Genomic DNA, 15,536 nt, shown 5'->3' with positions numbered 1-15,536 from the left:
TATGACTCAGCAAGAACTTCCTTCTGCACTCAAAAATATTGTAGAATCATCTCAAACACCAGATGCTATATTTTCTGCACTATTACCAGCTGTAGGCGATTTTTTACAGTCTGATAGATGTTTTTTATACTTGCACAATCCAGAAAATAACCTCGGTAGAGTCGCCTTTTGTTGGATTCGAACTCCAGATGTACCTACTGTTTATAATGAAGAATGGGCAGCACAACCCCCAACTTTAGTAGATGATGATCCGATGTTTGCGGCTGCGCTACGTGCCAAACCTTCAATCTTTGTCGAAGATGTGGAAACTGCTGAACCTCAAGTCTTGAATCGGGAATTTGAACAGAAGTATTTTGGACATCGCGCCTTGATTCATGCTCATATCCGTCAAGATTCGCAACTTTGGGGAATTTTACAACCCTGCATTTTTGGTCATCCTAGAATTTGGACTGAATATGAACGAGGAGTGATTAATAATCTTGTCGAGAAAATTACGCCTATTGCGGTTGATTATGTCAAGTCTACTTTTGATTAGCTATTTTTCTTACCGATTTCTTAACTGTATTAAATTACGTTCAGCCTGGTTAAAGCTATGAAAGTCAAGCGCTTGAAAATGCAATCCTTCCGTGGAATCAGCGATTTGACTCTTGATTTCGATGAAGCTGAACCAACTGTACTTATTGGCATCAATGGCGTTGGGAAATCAAGTATTCTTGATTGTCTCGCTATTCTTGTATCACAAATTACAGGAAGTATTCAAAACTCACTTGATTCTATACGATCATTTAACAAACAAGACATTAGCAATGGAGTCAAGGATACAAAGAACGAAATTACAGTTTTATTGGAATTGCGCGAATTTACTTTATCGCTAACTCAAATTAAAAATGAAGTTCGTAAAAGTTTAACTAGTGCATTGACTCAGGTAATAGCAGCAATGGCATTGTTGCAGCAGGATGAATCTTTGAAGATTATCTTGGAATCAGAGTTAGGACAAAATTTTAAACGCTTACCCAGTGAGTTAGAAGATAATGTAGTCGGTGTACTACCAAAAGACTTGAAATTAGTGATAGATGAGCTACGTATTCAGATAGAATCTAATCCTCAAGTGAATTTACCCTTGGCAGTTTACTACCCAGTCAATCGTGCAGTTATTGATATTCCCTTGGAGATTGCAGAGAAATATGAATTTAAGCAGATAGATTCCTATGAACAGTCACTTACAGGGGGAAAAATTGATTTCAAAAGCTTTTTTGAATGGTTCAGAAATCGAGAAGATTTAGAAAATGAACTGCGGCGGGATCACCTGAATTATCGAGATAGACAGTTGGAATCGGTCAGAGGAGCGATTGGTTCTTTGGAACCCAATTTCTCAAAGTTGCGAGTTGAGAGATCGCCCTTAAGAATGACTGTACAGAAACAGGGTAAGGAACTAATTATCAATCAACTATCTGATGGAGAGAAATGCTTGTTGGCAATGGTTGGAGATTTAGCAAGACGATTAGCGATCGCTAACCCTAGTTTACCAGATCCACTCCAGGGTAATGGTGTTGTTTTAATTGATGAAATTGAACTACATCTACACCCTAAATGGCAACGAGAAATTATTCCGGCTTTGACAAGAACATTCCCGAATTGTCAATTTATTGTCACCACCCATTCTCCTCAAGTAATTAGCCAAGTCAAGCCGGAAGGAATTTATATTCTAGAAAAGACAGACGAGGGTGTTGTTGTTAAAAGACCAGAAAGTTCCTTTGGGAGAGATAGTAATCGTATCTTAGAAGACCTTATGGGTGTCCCAGCACGTCCACAAGAAATTAAAGATCGTCTACATGAGTTATTTAGACTCATTGATGAAGGAAATCTTGATGGTGCTAGACAATTATCTCAGGAAATTGCTGATATTATTGGGCAAGATGAACCAGAATTAGTAAAAGCAAGTGTATCTATTCGACGTAAAGAGATTTTGAAGCGGTGAAATATATCAAAAAAAGTGAGGAGCCAGAAAGTTTTACCGTTTGGAAAAATCTAGCAAATGAGGATTGGCAACCAAGTTGGTACGACTTCAGCAAACCACAAAAAACCGATGTACATAATTCCTTGTTACAAGAGCAAGGTTTTATTTGCTGTTACTGTGGAAGACGGATTAATATTGATGATAGCCATTTTGAACATTTAAAACCAAGAACAACTTATCCTCAATTAGCGCTAGAATACACAAATATACTGGCATCATGCCAAAAAGATACAGTACGTAAAGAACCTCTCCATTGTGGGAAAATAAAAGATAAATGGTACGATGACAATCTGATGATTTCACCTCTAGATGTCAACTGTGCTGAGTTCTTTAGGTACACTGATGATGGCCAGATTTTGGCGACAAATCATTCAGAAAAGTAATTAGCTGCTGAAACAACAATTGATAAACTTGCACTCAATATTAACAAGCTGAAAGATTTACGTGCCAAAGCTCTTGAGCCAATATTAGAAATTATTAATACGATCACAGAGGAAGAGAGACAAGACTTAATTTTAGGCTTTAGTGAAACTGATTCTAAAGGATATTACGAAGAGTTTTGTGCTGCGATTATCTATTTACTAAAAAATTAGTCTTAATGGCGTAGCCCGTTGTAGACATCACATTATACTAAATAACATTAGCTTAATACTCACTGGAAAACTTTATGATTCTTGAGGTAGTTATACTTCCTGTTAAACATGATCTAGAATCCGATTTTGAAGCTGCTTTCAAAAAAGCTTCTAAAATTATTTCTTCAATAGATGGATATTTATCCCATGAATTGCATAAATGTATAGAAGTCCAAGGTAAATATCTATTACTTGTCAGATGGGAAACTTTAGACTCTCATACTGTAGGATTTAGAAATTCTATTGAGTATCAAGAGTGGAAAAAACTTCTGCATCATTTTTATGATCCATTTCCCACTGTTGAACACTTTGAAGAAGTTGAAATATGAAAGCAAGATCCCCTACTTTTTTGAAAAGTTGAGAATTTTGTTTTCAAACTTTTTGCAACTGTGCTACTCTTGGGTCAACAATTTTTTGTCCCAAGCTGGCAAATTTGATTGCTACAGACATTTTATTACCTGTTCCGAAGACATGGGTGATTTCACCAAGACCAAAAGTTTTGTGTAAGACTCTATCACCTACTTGCCAAGTCTGGGTTGCGTCTTGTTTGCCATTAGAAGTAGAGGCACTTTTGGTATAACTTTGACGGCTTGCGCGTTTGGTAGATAATAATTCTTCTGGGAGTTCGTCGAGGAATTGCGATCGCACAGCAGGTTCCCGCGAACCATACAAACGCCGTTCCCGCGCGTGTGATAAATATAACCTTTCTTGAGCGCGAGTAATCCCCACATAACATAGGCGGCGTTCTTCTTCTAAAGATGCAGGATCGCTTAGGGAACGGTAGCCAGGAAATAGCCCTTGTTCTAATCCCACTAAAAATACTACGGGAAATTCCAAACCTTTGGAAGCGTGCAAAGTCATCAAAGAAACGGCTGTCTGTCCTTCTTTTAAGTTATCCAAATCAGAACTGAGGGCGGCACTATTTAAAAAGTCCTGTAGTGAAACCTCTTCGTTTTCTTCTTGAAATTGCAGTGCGGCGTTGTAAAGTTCCTGAACGTTTTGTACCCGATCTGTGGCTTCATCTGTGCCTTGATTCATCAAGTCTTGAACGTAACCAGAATCTTCTAGGATTCCTTGCAAAACCTCTGTCACAGGAAGCGTGCCAATTTGCCCTTGCCAACGGCTAATCATTGCGGCAAAGTTATTTACAGCTTTTGTTGCCCGTCCAGCTAATGTATTAACTGATGTTTCGTCGCTGAGTATTTCCCACAAAGTTGTCCCTAGTTGCTGGGAGGCGTTCATCAAAGCATCAATAGTGGTTTTGCCAACTCCTCGCCGGGGAGTATTGATAACTCGTAATAAACTGACTGTATCAGATGGGTTAGCGATCGCTCTTAAATACGCGATGACATCTTTGATTTCTTTGCGATCGTAAAATCTCATTCCCCCTACAACTGTGTAAGGAATTTGATATTTCACTAACAATTCTTCAAAGGGTCGAGATTGGGCGTTTGTCCGATAAAGTATAGCAAAACTGCCCCAGTCTAACTCTGGATTTTGGTTTTTTAAAGTGTTAATTTGATCGATTACAAATGCCGCTTCTGCAAGTTCTTCATCGGCTTTGTGACAAGTAATTTGCTCACCCGGCCCCCGCGTTGGCTTCAGAATTTTATCAATCCGTTGGGTGTTATTCTCAATCAGTTCATTAGCTGCTTGCAGAATGTTTTCACAAGAACGATAATTTTCTTCCAGCTTAACCATCGTTCGGGTATCATCATCTACCAAACCATCACCAAAATCTTCCTGAAATCCTAGCAAGATGGTGAAATCTGCCATCCGAAAGCTATAAATTGATTGGTCTGCATCACCAACAACAAAAACTGAGCGATTTTGCCATTCCCATTCGCTCTTTTTAGTTTCGCCATTAGTAACTAATAAATTAATAAGTTGATACTGAGTGCGGTTAGTATCCTGATATTCATCTACGAGGATATGGCGAAACTTACGATGCCAATAACCCAATACTTGCTCGTTTTGCTGAAATAATCTAGTTGGTACGAGAATGAGATCGTCAAAATCGAGTGCATTATTTTCTGCTAACTTATCTTGATATAAACTATAGACTTGAGCAATTACCCGTCCGCGATAATTGGGTTGATCTTGCTCAAATTCTTGGGGCGATAAACCTTGGTTTTTAGCGTTACTAATAGCGTAGCGGACGGAGCGGGCATCAAACTTCTTATCGTCTAAATTTAGCTGTTTATTGACGATTTCTTTGATCAAACTCATCACATCTGATTCATCAAAGATAGAGAAATTGCGATTCCACTTGCGTCCTTTTTCATCTACATATTTTTCAATATCAAAGCGGAGGATGCGAGAAAATAGACTGTGGAAAGTGCCACACCATAAATCTTTGATCGTGTTTTTGTAAACTTGCGATCGCAATTGCGTTTGTTGATATTCTGTCAACAAATCCAATCTCTGACCGTGTTGTTTCATCGCCAGTTGTTCCGCAAACAGCCGTTGAATCCGTTCTTTCATTTCCCGCGCGGCTTTATTGGTAAAAGTAACCGCCAGGATATTTTCTGGATCAACATGGTGTTTCAGAATCAGATTCGCAATACGATAAGTCAGCGCTCGTGTTTTACCGGAACCTGCGCCAGCAACAACTAGCAACGGGCCACAGTAGTGTTCGACAGCTTGACGTTGGCTGGGGTTAAGGTGGCTGAGAAAGTCGATGGTTGTTGTCATGGATGTGAAAAAGCGATGTCTACGACGGGCTATTCGCCGTCGCCTGGTGTCACATCAATAGAGAGTTGCTATTGCCCAGGTTACAATATCCTAACGAAACTTGGTCAATAAAGATTGTGTGGCAATATTCTTAACCAGAATGGTACTTTATCATAATTTATGTAGAAGCAAGAAAAAGCGATGCTGTCAGTTAAAGGCACATTGCAAAACGGTGTGGTTCATCGTAATGAACTAATTGAAGGGCATAAGGGGCATTTAGTGATAATTGTGTTTGTCGAAGAAAACCGCACACCTAAGCCAGCAACGCCAGAAGACTCAGATTGGGATAAGCTGAGGCAGTTGATTCAAAATTGTGCAGTTGATACAGATATTAGCGATTTGGCACACCAGCATGACCATTATCTCTATGGGATGCCAAAGCGAGAATCATAAATTTGATGAAAGTTTTTGTCTTCACATCTGCCTAGATTACTCAAGTCTTTACATCTGACCGTCATTTTGAGCAAGCAGGATATTTAAGCAAGGTTTGTGTAGAAGCAATTCATAAATTGCCCCTAAAATACGTTAATTTTTTCTAAGCTAAATAGGTCGCTAACGAGTTCTGCTTACCCTTTCTGTCGTAAGATCAGCGACGGGGAATCTAACATTAAAAAATGCTGGACAAGCTTTAACTTTTTTGCTCTCAGCCCTAATTAACACCTAACCAATAAGTATTGTTACCAAAAGGACGATCGCTCCTTGAGTACCCAATTGATATTAGGTATCGATACACAATACATCATGATTCAACCGGTAAGTTTTTAAAGATGCAAATTTTCTTTAATTTCAGGTTTAACCAATACAAGGAGGGGTGGATATGGATCTCAGCTTAATTGTATCCAACATTTTGAATCCGCCAATCCTATTTTTCTTTTTAGGTATGACTGCTGTTTTTGTCAAGTCCGATCTAGAAATTCCTGCACCAGTACCCAAACTATTTTCGTTGTATCTGCTGATGGCGATTGGTTTTAAAGGGGGAGTAGAACTAATCAAAAGCGGTGTAACTCAGGATGTAATTCTAACACTCGCGGCAGCGATGATGATGGCTTGTGTTGTTCCAATTTACACCTTTTTTATCCTAAAGTGGAAATTGGATACTTACGATGCGGCTGCGATCGCAGCAACCTACGGTTCTATCAGTGCCGTCACTTTCATCACAGCTAGCGCTTTTTTAACTGAGCTTGGCATTGCTTTTGATGGTTACATGGTGGCAGCCCTTGCCCTGATGGAATCTCCAGCGATTATAGTTGGTCTAATTTTGGTGAATATATTCACCGCCGATGGAAAACGAGAGTTTTCGTGGCCGGAAGTTTTGCAAGAAGCATTTCTTAATAGTTCAGTATTTCTATTAGTCGGTAGTCTATTAATAGGTGTCTTGACAGGAGAACGCGGTTGGCACGCATTAGAACCTTTTACTCAAGGGTTGTTTTATGGCGTTCTCACCTTCTTTTTACTGGACATGGGACTAGTCGCTGCTAGAAGAATTAAAGACTTGCAAAAAACCGGAGTTTTCCTGATTTTATTTGCCATACTAATTCCAATAGTCAATGCAGGCATTGGGTTAGCGATCGCCAAATTGATCGGTATGCCTCGCGGAGATTCGCTATTATTCGCTGTATTGTGTGCCAGTGCTTCTTACATCGCTGTCCCGGCGGCTATGCGGATGACTGTTCCCGAAGCAAATCCCAGCCTGTATGTTTCTACCGCCATAGCAGTGACATTCCCGTTCAATATTATTGTGGGAATTCCGTTATATCTCTACGGAATTAACCTATTTTGGAGGTAATAATATGCACGTAGTTAAAAAGATAGAAATTATCGCTAACTCCTTTGAACTTGCCAAAATTTTAGATAATTTAGACAAGTCGGGTGTACATAACCATGCCATAATCCGAAATGTTGCTGGCAAAGGATTACGAGGAACGACAGAAGATTTAGACATGACCATGCTTGATAATGTTTACATCCTCGCGTTTTGTATGCCAGAAGAACTCAAGCGTGTTGTAGAAAATCTCAAACCACTTCTCAACAAATTCGGAGGTACTTGCTACGTTTCGGATGTGATGGAAATTCGCTCTGTCAGATGTGTCGCGTCAATGTAAAAAATTATAAATTCAATGAAGCATTTTATAGAACGTCGTGACTTTTTAAAGTTGGGAATCACTGGGGCATTTGGAATGGCATTAACTGCCAGTGATTTCCTCTGGCGGGTGGAACAGGCTAAAGCTGACGAAACACCTCCAAACCTCCCTCAACCTCTGAATCCCGATGCCGCATTGCAAAAGCTGATAGAAGGAAATCAGCGATTTGTTGAGCATCAACCCCAATATCCCGATCAATCAGCACTGCGGTTGAAGGAAGTTGCCCAAGCTCAACATCCATTTGCAACTATTCTTAGTTGCGCGGATTCACGAGTACCCGCAGAAATTGTTTTCGATCAAGGCATCGGAGATATCTTTGATATTCGGATTGCCGGAAATATCGCCACACATGAAGCGATCGGTAGTATTGAATATGCCGTTGTCTTGTTAGGTTCTCCACTGCTGATGGTGATGGGCCATGAGCGTTGTGGGGCAGTAACCGCAGCTGTAAAAAAGGAATCGTTACCCGGTGATATTAGTACTTTTGTGAAGGCAATTAAGCCAGCCCTGAAAAAGGTCAAGGATCAGCCCGGTGATGCGGTTGAAAATGCTGTGGTAGCAAATGTGCAATATCAAATTGAACGGTTGCAAAAATCAAAGCTTTTAAATGAGCAGGTGCAGTCCGGTAAATTGAAGATTGTGGGCGGTCGTTACGACTTGGACACAGGTAAAGTAAGTATAATTGCTTAATTCATAGTTTGAGTCCTGAGCGGAGAATCTCATTCCTTAACTCAGAACTCAAAACTGTTTTACCCCAATTCCCAATTCCCAATTCCCAATTCCCAATCCCTTCAATCCTGCACAGTCATTGGCAGACGAATAGTGAAAGTAGAACCAAGTCCCGGCTGACTTTTAACAATAATCTCACCACCCATCATCTGACAAAAATGACGGCTAATTGCTAACCCCAGTCCCGTACCTCCATACTTTTTCGTAGTCGAAGTATCTCCTTGTGTAAAAGGTTGAAATAACTGCTGCTGTTGACGGTTAGACATACCTATACCTGTGTCGGTAACGGTAAAAGTAATCATTCCCAAAGGAGCATCTAGGCGTACTTCATCCTTTTCTCTGTTGACTGTCAGCGTCACTTTGCCGTTTGTAGTGAATTTACTGGCGTTGCTTAATAAGTTTAACAACACCTGACGCATCCTAGTTTGATCGGCGTACATAGTGCCAAGTTGGTCATCAAAATCTACTTCTAAAACATTGGCATTTTTTTCTATCGCTGGTTTGACTGTGAGAACAACGTTATTAATCAGATTTGCAATCTCGAATGTCTCTGGATAGAGAGTCATTTTCCCCGCTTCAATTTTTGACAAGTCGAGGATTTCGTTAATCAAGTGCAGTAGATGTTTACCAGCAGAGTTAATTGTTTCTAAGTCGGTGATAAAGTCTGGCGATAAACCAAGATCGGTAGCGTCGTCTTCTAGAAGTTGGCTTAAGCCAATGACAGCATTTAGTGGTGTGCGTAATTCGTGGCTGACATTGGCTAAAAATACGCTTTTTGCCTTGCTAGCAGCTTCAGCTAATTCTTTAGCTTGTTGTAGCTCTTTGGTTCGCTCAGATACTCGCTCAATCAGACGATTTAGAGATTTGGCGAGTAGGCCAATTTCATCTTCAGTGGTGACAGGCGCTCGTAAATCAAAATTATGTTTCCGCGCCACTTGTTCAGCTACCTGGGTGACGGTGATAACTGGTTCAGCGATCGCCCGACTAGTACGCCAAGCTACAATAGCTGCGATCGCTACCGAAACGAGCATACTCAAAATCACGATGAAGCGCTCAACTACTTTTGCCTGCTCAACCGCTTTTTGCCTTTCTTGCTCTTGATATTCAGCAGTTTGTAGGATGTTAGCCAAGTTTTGCGAAAGCTGATCGAGCCGCATGGCTGTTTCACCACGCATAATTGTCAATAACTGCGATCGGGCAGAAGAAATCTGCTGAGGCTGAACTTTTTGGGAGTTAATTTTCTCTAAGACGGCCTCGATTTGGTCAACGTAAGCTTTTAAATTATTCTTGTAATCCAGCAATAAGGTTTGTAAAGTCGAACTTGTTGCTGCTAGTCTTTTAGGTTTACTGTCGATAAATCCAGAAATTTCTGACTCTAATTCCTTGGCTTTTTCAACATTTTTTAGAAAATCAGCTTTTTTGCTTTGCAGCTGTTGTGAATTTTCTAATACAGCAACCAGATTAGAGCTATGTAATTGTGCCCCTACTACTGCATCTTTATAATTACTCAGTAGTTGTCCTTGTGCATAAGCCTGATTAAATTGTCTAACTTCCGTTCCCCGGTAGTAGTTGGCAATCACTAACCCAGTTAGTGAGCCAAAAAAGCCAATTCCTATAGCTACAAAGTACCCATAGCCAATTTTTTGATGTATACGCCAAGAACTGGCTTTGAGCTTCCCTCTTGAGGGAAATTCTATGGTAGGTAGTTCATCTGTCGATTGCTCTTGGGCTGACACTTTTTTGCTTTCTGAACTGCTGTCGATAGGGGTTGGCTTTTGAGTTGGCATTTCTCAAACCTCCTTGCCTTCCCGCAAAAATTACCAAATCGGTTTAGCTTGTACAAACAGTTTAATTGGTGATTAACATTTACATTATCTTGTTTTATAGCAATAGCAAATCAAAGATCCCTAGATAATTAGCACAACCTTATATACTATGAGTTATTTTGATAGCAATGTTGCTAAGTACACTTACTGATAGGAATAGAATTCACTTTTTTCAGCAGCAATGAATAATTTACTGCACTAAAGATCAGCCTCAGACTGTCTTCTATTTCCCACAACACTTTCCTCGATATACAGTTGATAGTAATGAGTTTTTGGCATCAGGTACGCCACTAGTCTACCTTACTGCTTCCTTCTAAAATTAATACAATCAGGAAAAAACAAAAGGTTTGATTGTGGGGCATTGAGTATTGGGCATGGGGCATGGGGTATGGGGTAGTTGTACTGAGCGTCCCCTGCGAGGAAGCAAGCTACGCGAACGCTTAGGGTGCAGCCTCTCGTAGAGAAGTATTGGCATTGATTATTTCTTCCTTATATCCAATCCCAAGACACCAATATCGTAAGACAACATAAAAGTCAAGTCTTTAGGTATATAAAAAAAGTTTTGTTACGTATTAATATCAAGACGAATGCGTTAATGGACGAACGCGGCTTAAGATAGCTTTAATATTGGCTAAAATCGGCTTTTAGGCTTATATAAATGAGAGGTGGGCTGATTTTTGCCTGATTTGTACTTAGATTTAGTACGATTATGAGCAAATGACACGGAATGGGATAATCACAACCAGAGGATTCTAGTTGATTCAGAAAAGAACTTAGAAGGCCGATTATAATACATCCTGCTGCCTTCTGAATTCTATCCCCCTACTGACTGTCTACCTTGTAGTTGATGCAGTAGATATTACGGGCAATTATAGTTATAGGACACTAAAACCCTTTTGTGCCCTTTAACCAATTTGTACTGATGCACTTGTGCATTACCTAATCAACAACTTTTTGGTTGTAATTATCCAGATTAGAAAAACTCAACTGTCAAATTAATGGGAGTGAAAATGCCAGAACAAGAATTTACTGAAACCGCATCCAAAGAGACTACAGTGGCAGAGATTAACGCCCAAACGGGAACCATCACTAAACTTCAGCCTCCCGCACAGTCTCAAGACGAATGGCTAAAATACGGGGAGCAAATTTCTACCTTTTTAGCAACATTGCCAGAATATTTGGGAAGCTTCTTTAATCAATATAAGCAACCCCTGGTAACAGTTGGTTTAATTGTGGGATCGATTGTTGGGGTTAAAGTACTGTTGGCAATATTAGATGCTTTGAATGATATTCCCTTAGTAGCGCCTACTTTTGAATTGATAGGTATTGGTTACTCTGCCTGGTTTGTTTACCGCTATTTACTCAAAGCCTCAACCAGGAAAGAGCTAACTAGTGAAATCACCACTTTGAAATCACAAGTGGTTGGTAAACAAATACCAGAAGCTTAATATCTAATTATTGCTTCTCTACGAGACGTACTTCTATGTAAGAGTACGTTCTAATTCTAAATCACCGAAGTCTGAACGCCGCAAATCAGCGTTCAGACTTCTTTCAAAGTTGCAAACTGCTGTAATTACGAATTACGAATTATTGTTGAGATGGTGATTTTGGGGATACTTTAGCCTTGGGAGTGCGCGAAATTTCTGGAGAGGCGCTGGGCAATCGCACTATACTTGGAGATGAAATTGCCTCCAGCTTGCCCCGTTTTACTAAAGCTTGATGAATCATCGCTGCAACTTCAGCCCGACTAGCTACTTTGTTGGGAGCAAGGATTTGTGGATTTGGATAGTTAACTACCAGACCATTGGTTGTAGCAGCGGCTATTTTGCCAACAGCATAAGGTGGAATATCTTTAGCATCCTTATAGACACTTAAAATCTTATTTGGGGAAGTGGGTGCTTTCAAATTCAACCCACTAACAAGGGCAACTAAAACTTGCACTCGTGAAATATTTTCTTGTGGTTTGAAGGTTTTTTTCGGGTAGCCTGTGAGAAATCCGTCACTGATGGCTTGGTTAATGGCTGGAGTTGCCCAGAATTTTGCTGGTACATCTTGAAATGCGATCGCAGTCTTAGATGGTTCTTGGTCAAAGGCTTTTTGGACTATAGCAGCAAATTCAGCACGGTTTACAGGCTGATTTGGTCTAAATGAATAATCAGGAAACCCCTTGAGAATACTACGGGAAGAAAGAACATCTATGAAACGCCGACCCCAAAAGTTAGTCGGTACATCGTTAAATGCAATTGGCGGCGGAATAATAGATTTTTGTTTTGCTGGAGTTACTAAAGGCAATGCTGATGATTTAATTGATGACTGAACTCCTGCTGAAGAGGATGCAGGTGTCTGTGGTTGTTGTGGTTGAGCCGGGATTACCTGAGCAGGTAGTACCACTGCGCGGGTTGGGGCGCTGTTCGTTGGTAATGAAGGTGTAGTGGGTTCAACAACAGCCTGCGGTGGAGAAGAAGGCAAAACGTTGTTGGGGACTACATTGGGTTCTACTTTGGGAGTAGAGGGCAATAGTTGATTTGGTTGAACACTAGGCGATGGAGTGGAAGAAGACAGCAGCCCGTTGAAGTTCCAGCTAGAATCCCTGCGGGACAATGACCAAAAAAGAATCGCTCCGATAGTGCTAAAGGCAACCAGAATAGCTATAAATTCATCAAAGCCAAGAGCAGTTCTTTGGGATGACTCCGGTTCAGAAGGAGGTCTATTTGTCATTGTGATTACCCTGGTAGCAGTAACATTGTGTCTAAACAAATTAAGCCACAGATTTAATTCGTAATTCGTAATTTACAGGAAAATACTAGGCTTCTGGTTCAATGCCAAGCGATCGCAGTTGGGCAGTTAGGCGATCGGCTCTTTGGCGTTCCTGTTCAGCCCTTTGGGATTCCTGTTCAGCCTTTTGGCGTTCCTGTTCAGCCCTTTGGCGTTCCTGTTCAGCCCTTTGGGATTCCTGTTCGGCTCTTTCATCGCCACTCAACAGCAAATTACCTTGTGAATCCCACCAACGCAACCAGGGTAATTCCACATTTTGATAAACTCCCTGCCATAAACCTAATTCAACACCCAAAGGAACGATAGGATAATGTCCTCGTTCATTTGCGGGTAAAATCTGATACTGTCCTTCAATCAGATGATAAACTTCTATACTGGCTTTATTCACTTCATAAATGCCGTAGAAGGGAGGACGAATTACCTGCTCATAAATCCAAAATTTACCCTTCCAAGGAGTTTTATCTCGTTCTTCGCTACCGTCTCCAGAGACAAATTCCAAGACGATCAACGGGGCAATAAACTCTCGCCACAATACATAAGAACGTCGCGTTTGCCCATTTAGCAAAAACGGTACATTTGGTACATAAAACCAATCTGGTGCTTCTGCGCCTTTTTCAAGGGGATCGGTCAACCGCCAGTAAATGCCTAAATCCTGGCCAATGCAATATTGATCGTCAGGATTTAATTCTTTGAGGATGGGCGTAATCGAGTCAGTTAGTAGGAGACTTTGGGGATGCTCTTGCCAGTTTTTCACAAAGGTTCCATCAGACTCTGGAAGCTGGGTATGGTCAGGGAAAGGAGTGAGGGCGCTGGGTGGATTGGTTACAGAAGTCATAACACTACCTTTGCACTGTTTGTAAAGGTTATTTTTAAGTTTAGCTTGCGTAGGCGTAGCCCGTCGTAGACATCGCTCTCTAAATATTCTCCACTCAGTTTATAAATCGCACGCCAATTACTTCGAGTTACCTGAGAACTATTTTCACGCTGAGATACCAATAGTTTTATTAGATACCTGAAACGAAACCGAATTTCTCGGGTGGCAGAATGTAAAATATTAACTTATTGTTTACCCAAGCTTGGAAAAAATCAGGGTGTCTAGTGTCAGAAGAATACAGTAGCCAAATATCACCGCCATTTTTGTCTCTTGGTAGCGATCGCGAACTCAGTTTAGATTCAACCCTCCAAGAACTACCAATGTATGACTTTCCAGTGGAAACAAGTCACACTGGTATGGAAGTAGCTAGTTTTTTGGAAAGATACCCCTTGCTACCAGGAGTAATTTTGGTAGAACAGGGAAAGTTCATTGGGATGATTTCGCGGCTGCGACTGCTGGAATTTTTGATTCGCCCATTCGGACAAGAGTTATTTGTTCAGGAACCATTAGCTGTTCTCTACAGCTATGCGCGGATACCGATGTTAGTCCTTGCTGATACAACATCGATTTTAACTGCGATGCAACTTAGCTTAAAGCGATCGCCAGAATTATTAGCCGAACCAATTGTAGTAGAGACAGAATCTGGTGCTTATAAACTGTTAGATATCCAAGAATTGAACGTTATTTCTTGGCAAATTCGAGGAATTGACAATTTGGTGCGGTATGAACGCAGTCAAGCCCAAATGATCCAAAATGATAAAATGGCAAATCTGGGACGTTTAGTAGACGGCGTAGCACACGAAATTTTAGACCCAGTGGGTTTTATTTGGGGTAATCTCACTTATGTTTCAAACTACAGTCAAGATTTACTCAAGCTGATAGCTGCTTACGAGCAAGAGTTACCATCAGTTTCCCAAACAATTAATCAGATTAAAGAAGAGATTGAATTTGATTTTTTAGAACAAGATTTGTCGCGATCGCTTGCTAGTATCCGCACTGGAGCAGAAAGATTAAAAAAACTCGTTACTAGTTTACAAAATTTCTGTCATATTGATGAGCTTTATCCAAAACCAGTAGATTTACATGCTTGTATAGATAGTATTATACTGTTAATTAATAGTCGCCTTCAAGGAGAAATTGAAATAGTCAAATACTACGGTCAATTGCCCCCAGTGTATTGCTTTATGGGGCAGATAAACCAGGTTTTGATGAATATTTTCAGCGAAGTTGTAGATACTTTACTTAATGAAGCAGTGCGACAGCAGTTGCATTCAGAAGAGACAAAGACTGTTCAAAAACCTAGAATTGAGATTACTACAGAAGTAATTTCGCAAGAAGCAAGTAACTCAAATGCACCCGATTCTCGTTGGATCTTAATTCGCATTGCTGACAATGGCCCTGGAATGTCTCAAGAATTACAACAGCAAATTATGGATTCTTTCTCTCTCGAAACAAAGAATAGTAAAAATACTAGTTTAGCAGTAAGTTATCGAATTATCACCGTGAGACATGGTGGTAAATTAAATTTCCATTCACAGATTGGTATAGGTACAAAATTTGAAATATTGTTACCTTTGGTGTAGTAATATACATTTATAAAATTGACCAAAACGTGAACAAATTTTTCAGAAAAATACTCTTAAAATACCGATTTTGAAATCAGCATGAAATCGTATTTCAATGATTATTTTATAAGTTTAAGACCCCATCAAATTTAAAATTTGGTGACTCCCGTACCCTTCGAGAAGCTGGCGCAACAGGAGGCGTTTGAATCCCAAACTGATCGGAACCTTCTACCTCCTGCCTCCT

14 protein-coding genes are annotated in these 15,536 nt (G+C 40.3%); 10 read left to right on the top strand and 4 right to left on the bottom strand.

Features of this window, described 5'->3' with window-relative positions; genetic code table 11:
• Position 1 precedes the first annotated feature (1 nt).
• From RMZ41_RS21390 to RMZ41_RS21375, 4 genes are all read left to right on the top strand, one after another.
• A complete protein-coding gene (locus RMZ41_RS21390) occupies positions 2-535 on the top strand; it encodes a GAF domain-containing protein (protein WP_322641081.1) in 534 nt (177 codons plus the stop codon).
• 57 nt (positions 536-592) lie between these two features.
• The gene (locus RMZ41_RS21385; protein ID WP_322641080.1) at positions 593-1,978 is read left to right on the top strand and encodes an AAA family ATPase; all 1,386 of its coding nucleotides are present in this window, start codon (positions 593-595) and stop codon (positions 1,976-1,978) included.
• Positions 1,975-2,400, top strand: coding sequence for a retron system putative HNH endonuclease (locus RMZ41_RS21380; protein ID WP_322641079.1), 426 nt, complete (start codon positions 1,975-1,977; stop codon positions 2,398-2,400). The genes RMZ41_RS21385 and RMZ41_RS21380 overlap by 4 nt, the downstream gene beginning before the upstream one ends.
• 284 nt (positions 2,401-2,684) lie before the next feature.
• Positions 2,685-2,978 carry an antibiotic biosynthesis monooxygenase gene (locus RMZ41_RS21375; protein ID WP_322641078.1) on the top strand — a complete coding sequence of 98 codons (294 nt, stop codon included), beginning with the start codon at positions 2,685-2,687 and terminating at the stop codon, positions 2,976-2,978.
• 43 nt (positions 2,979-3,021) lie between these two features.
• Here RMZ41_RS21375 and pcrA read toward each other — a convergent pair whose 3' ends face one another.
• The gene (pcrA, locus tag RMZ41_RS21370; RefSeq protein ID WP_322641077.1) at positions 3,022-5,343 is read right to left on the bottom strand and encodes a DNA helicase PcrA; all 2,322 of its coding nucleotides are present in this window, start codon (positions 5,341-5,343) and stop codon (positions 3,022-3,024) included.
• Positions 5,344-5,523: 180 nt separating this feature from the next.
• Here pcrA and RMZ41_RS21365 point away from each other — a divergent pair, with 180 nt between their 5' ends.
• The 4 genes from RMZ41_RS21365 (at position 5,524) to RMZ41_RS21350 (ending at position 8,213) form a co-directional block, all read left to right on the top strand.
• Positions 5,524-5,775 (top strand): hypothetical protein, encoded by a 252-nt coding sequence (locus RMZ41_RS21365; RefSeq protein WP_322641076.1) that lies wholly within the window; start codon positions 5,524-5,526, stop codon positions 5,773-5,775.
• Between the two features lie 424 nt (positions 5,776-6,199).
• Positions 6,200-7,168, top strand: a complete 969-nt coding sequence (locus tag RMZ41_RS21360) for a sodium-dependent bicarbonate transport family permease (protein ID WP_322641075.1) — start codon at positions 6,200-6,202, stop codon at positions 7,166-7,168.
• Between the two features lie 4 nt (positions 7,169-7,172).
• Positions 7,173-7,484 carry a P-II family nitrogen regulator gene (locus RMZ41_RS21355; RefSeq protein ID WP_322641074.1) on the top strand — a complete coding sequence of 104 codons (312 nt, stop codon included), beginning with the start codon at positions 7,173-7,175 and terminating at the stop codon, positions 7,482-7,484.
• Positions 7,485-7,499: 15 nt separating this feature from the next.
• Complete coding sequence (locus tag RMZ41_RS21350; protein ID WP_322641073.1) at positions 7,500-8,213, top strand: carbonic anhydrase; 714 nt, start codon at positions 7,500-7,502, stop codon at positions 8,211-8,213.
• 101 nt (positions 8,214-8,314) lie between these two features.
• Here RMZ41_RS21350 and RMZ41_RS21345 read toward each other — a convergent pair whose 3' ends face one another.
• Positions 8,315-10,039: an ATP-binding protein gene (locus RMZ41_RS21345; RefSeq protein WP_322641072.1), complete on the bottom strand. Its 1,725-nt coding sequence runs from the start codon at positions 10,037-10,039 to the stop codon at positions 8,315-8,317.
• A gap of 1,049 nt (positions 10,040-11,088) precedes the next feature.
• Here RMZ41_RS21345 and RMZ41_RS21340 point away from each other — a divergent pair.
• Positions 11,089-11,526: a CAAD domain-containing protein gene (locus RMZ41_RS21340; RefSeq protein ID WP_322641071.1), complete on the top strand. Its 438-nt coding sequence runs from the start codon at positions 11,089-11,091 to the stop codon at positions 11,524-11,526.
• Between the two features lie 139 nt (positions 11,527-11,665).
• On the opposite strand, the gene RMZ41_RS21335 is transcribed toward RMZ41_RS21340, so the two are convergent.
• Together RMZ41_RS21335 and RMZ41_RS21330 are read right to left on the bottom strand one after the other, a co-directional pair.
• Positions 11,666-12,796 (bottom strand): S-layer homology domain-containing protein, encoded by a 1,131-nt coding sequence (locus RMZ41_RS21335; RefSeq protein WP_322641070.1) that lies wholly within the window; start codon positions 12,794-12,796, stop codon positions 11,666-11,668.
• 85 nt (positions 12,797-12,881) lie between these two features.
• Complete coding sequence (locus RMZ41_RS21330) at positions 12,882-13,688, bottom strand: Uma2 family endonuclease (RefSeq protein WP_322641069.1); 807 nt, start codon at positions 13,686-13,688, stop codon at positions 12,882-12,884.
• A 263-nt stretch (positions 13,689-13,951) separates the two neighbouring features.
• Between RMZ41_RS21330 and RMZ41_RS21325 the strand changes: the two genes are divergently transcribed.
• Positions 13,952-15,310, top strand: a complete 1,359-nt coding sequence (locus RMZ41_RS21325; protein ID WP_322641068.1) for a sensor histidine kinase — start codon at positions 13,952-13,954, stop codon at positions 15,308-15,310.
• The last annotated feature ends 226 nt before the right edge of the window (positions 15,311-15,536 follow it).

It is taken from the genome of Nostoc sp. DedVER02 (assembly GCF_034530675.2).
GTDB lineage: Bacteria > Cyanobacteriota > Cyanobacteriia > Cyanobacteriales > Nostocaceae > Nostoc.
This window is presented reverse-complemented; position numbering and strand designations above follow the sequence as displayed.

Bases quoted from the DNA above. Each gene is read 5' to 3' on its own strand.
- RMZ41_RS21345 (WP_322641072.1), bottom strand. From the start codon at position 10,039: ATGCCAACTCAAAAGCCAACCCCTATCGACAGCAGTTCAGAAAGCAAA.
- RMZ41_RS21360 (WP_322641075.1), top strand. From the start codon at position 6,200: ATGGATCTCAGCTTAATTGTATCCAACATTTTGAATCCGCCAATCCTA.
- RMZ41_RS21385 (WP_322641080.1), top strand. From the start codon at position 593: ATGAAAGTCAAGCGCTTGAAAATGCAATCCTTCCGTGGAATCAGCGAT.
- RMZ41_RS21365 (WP_322641076.1), top strand. From the start codon at position 5,524: ATGCTGTCAGTTAAAGGCACATTGCAAAACGGTGTGGTTCATCGTAAT.
- RMZ41_RS21355 (WP_322641074.1), top strand. From the start codon at position 7,173: ATGCACGTAGTTAAAAAGATAGAAATTATCGCTAACTCCTTTGAACTT.
- pcrA (WP_322641077.1), bottom strand. From the start codon at position 5,343: ATGACAACAACCATCGACTTTCTCAGCCACCTTAACCCCAGCCAACGT.
- RMZ41_RS21330 (WP_322641069.1), bottom strand. From the start codon at position 13,688: ATGACTTCTGTAACCAATCCACCCAGCGCCCTCACTCCTTTCCCTGAC.
- RMZ41_RS21375 (WP_322641078.1), top strand. From the start codon at position 2,685: ATGATTCTTGAGGTAGTTATACTTCCTGTTAAACATGATCTAGAATCC.
- RMZ41_RS21340 (WP_322641071.1), top strand. From the start codon at position 11,089: ATGCCAGAACAAGAATTTACTGAAACCGCATCCAAAGAGACTACAGTG.
- RMZ41_RS21350 (WP_322641073.1), top strand. From the start codon at position 7,500: ATGAAGCATTTTATAGAACGTCGTGACTTTTTAAAGTTGGGAATCACT.
- RMZ41_RS21335 (WP_322641070.1), bottom strand. From the start codon at position 12,796: ATGACAAATAGACCTCCTTCTGAACCGGAGTCATCCCAAAGAACTGCT.
- RMZ41_RS21390 (WP_322641081.1), top strand. From the start codon at position 2: ATGACTCAGCAAGAACTTCCTTCTGCACTCAAAAATATTGTAGAATCA.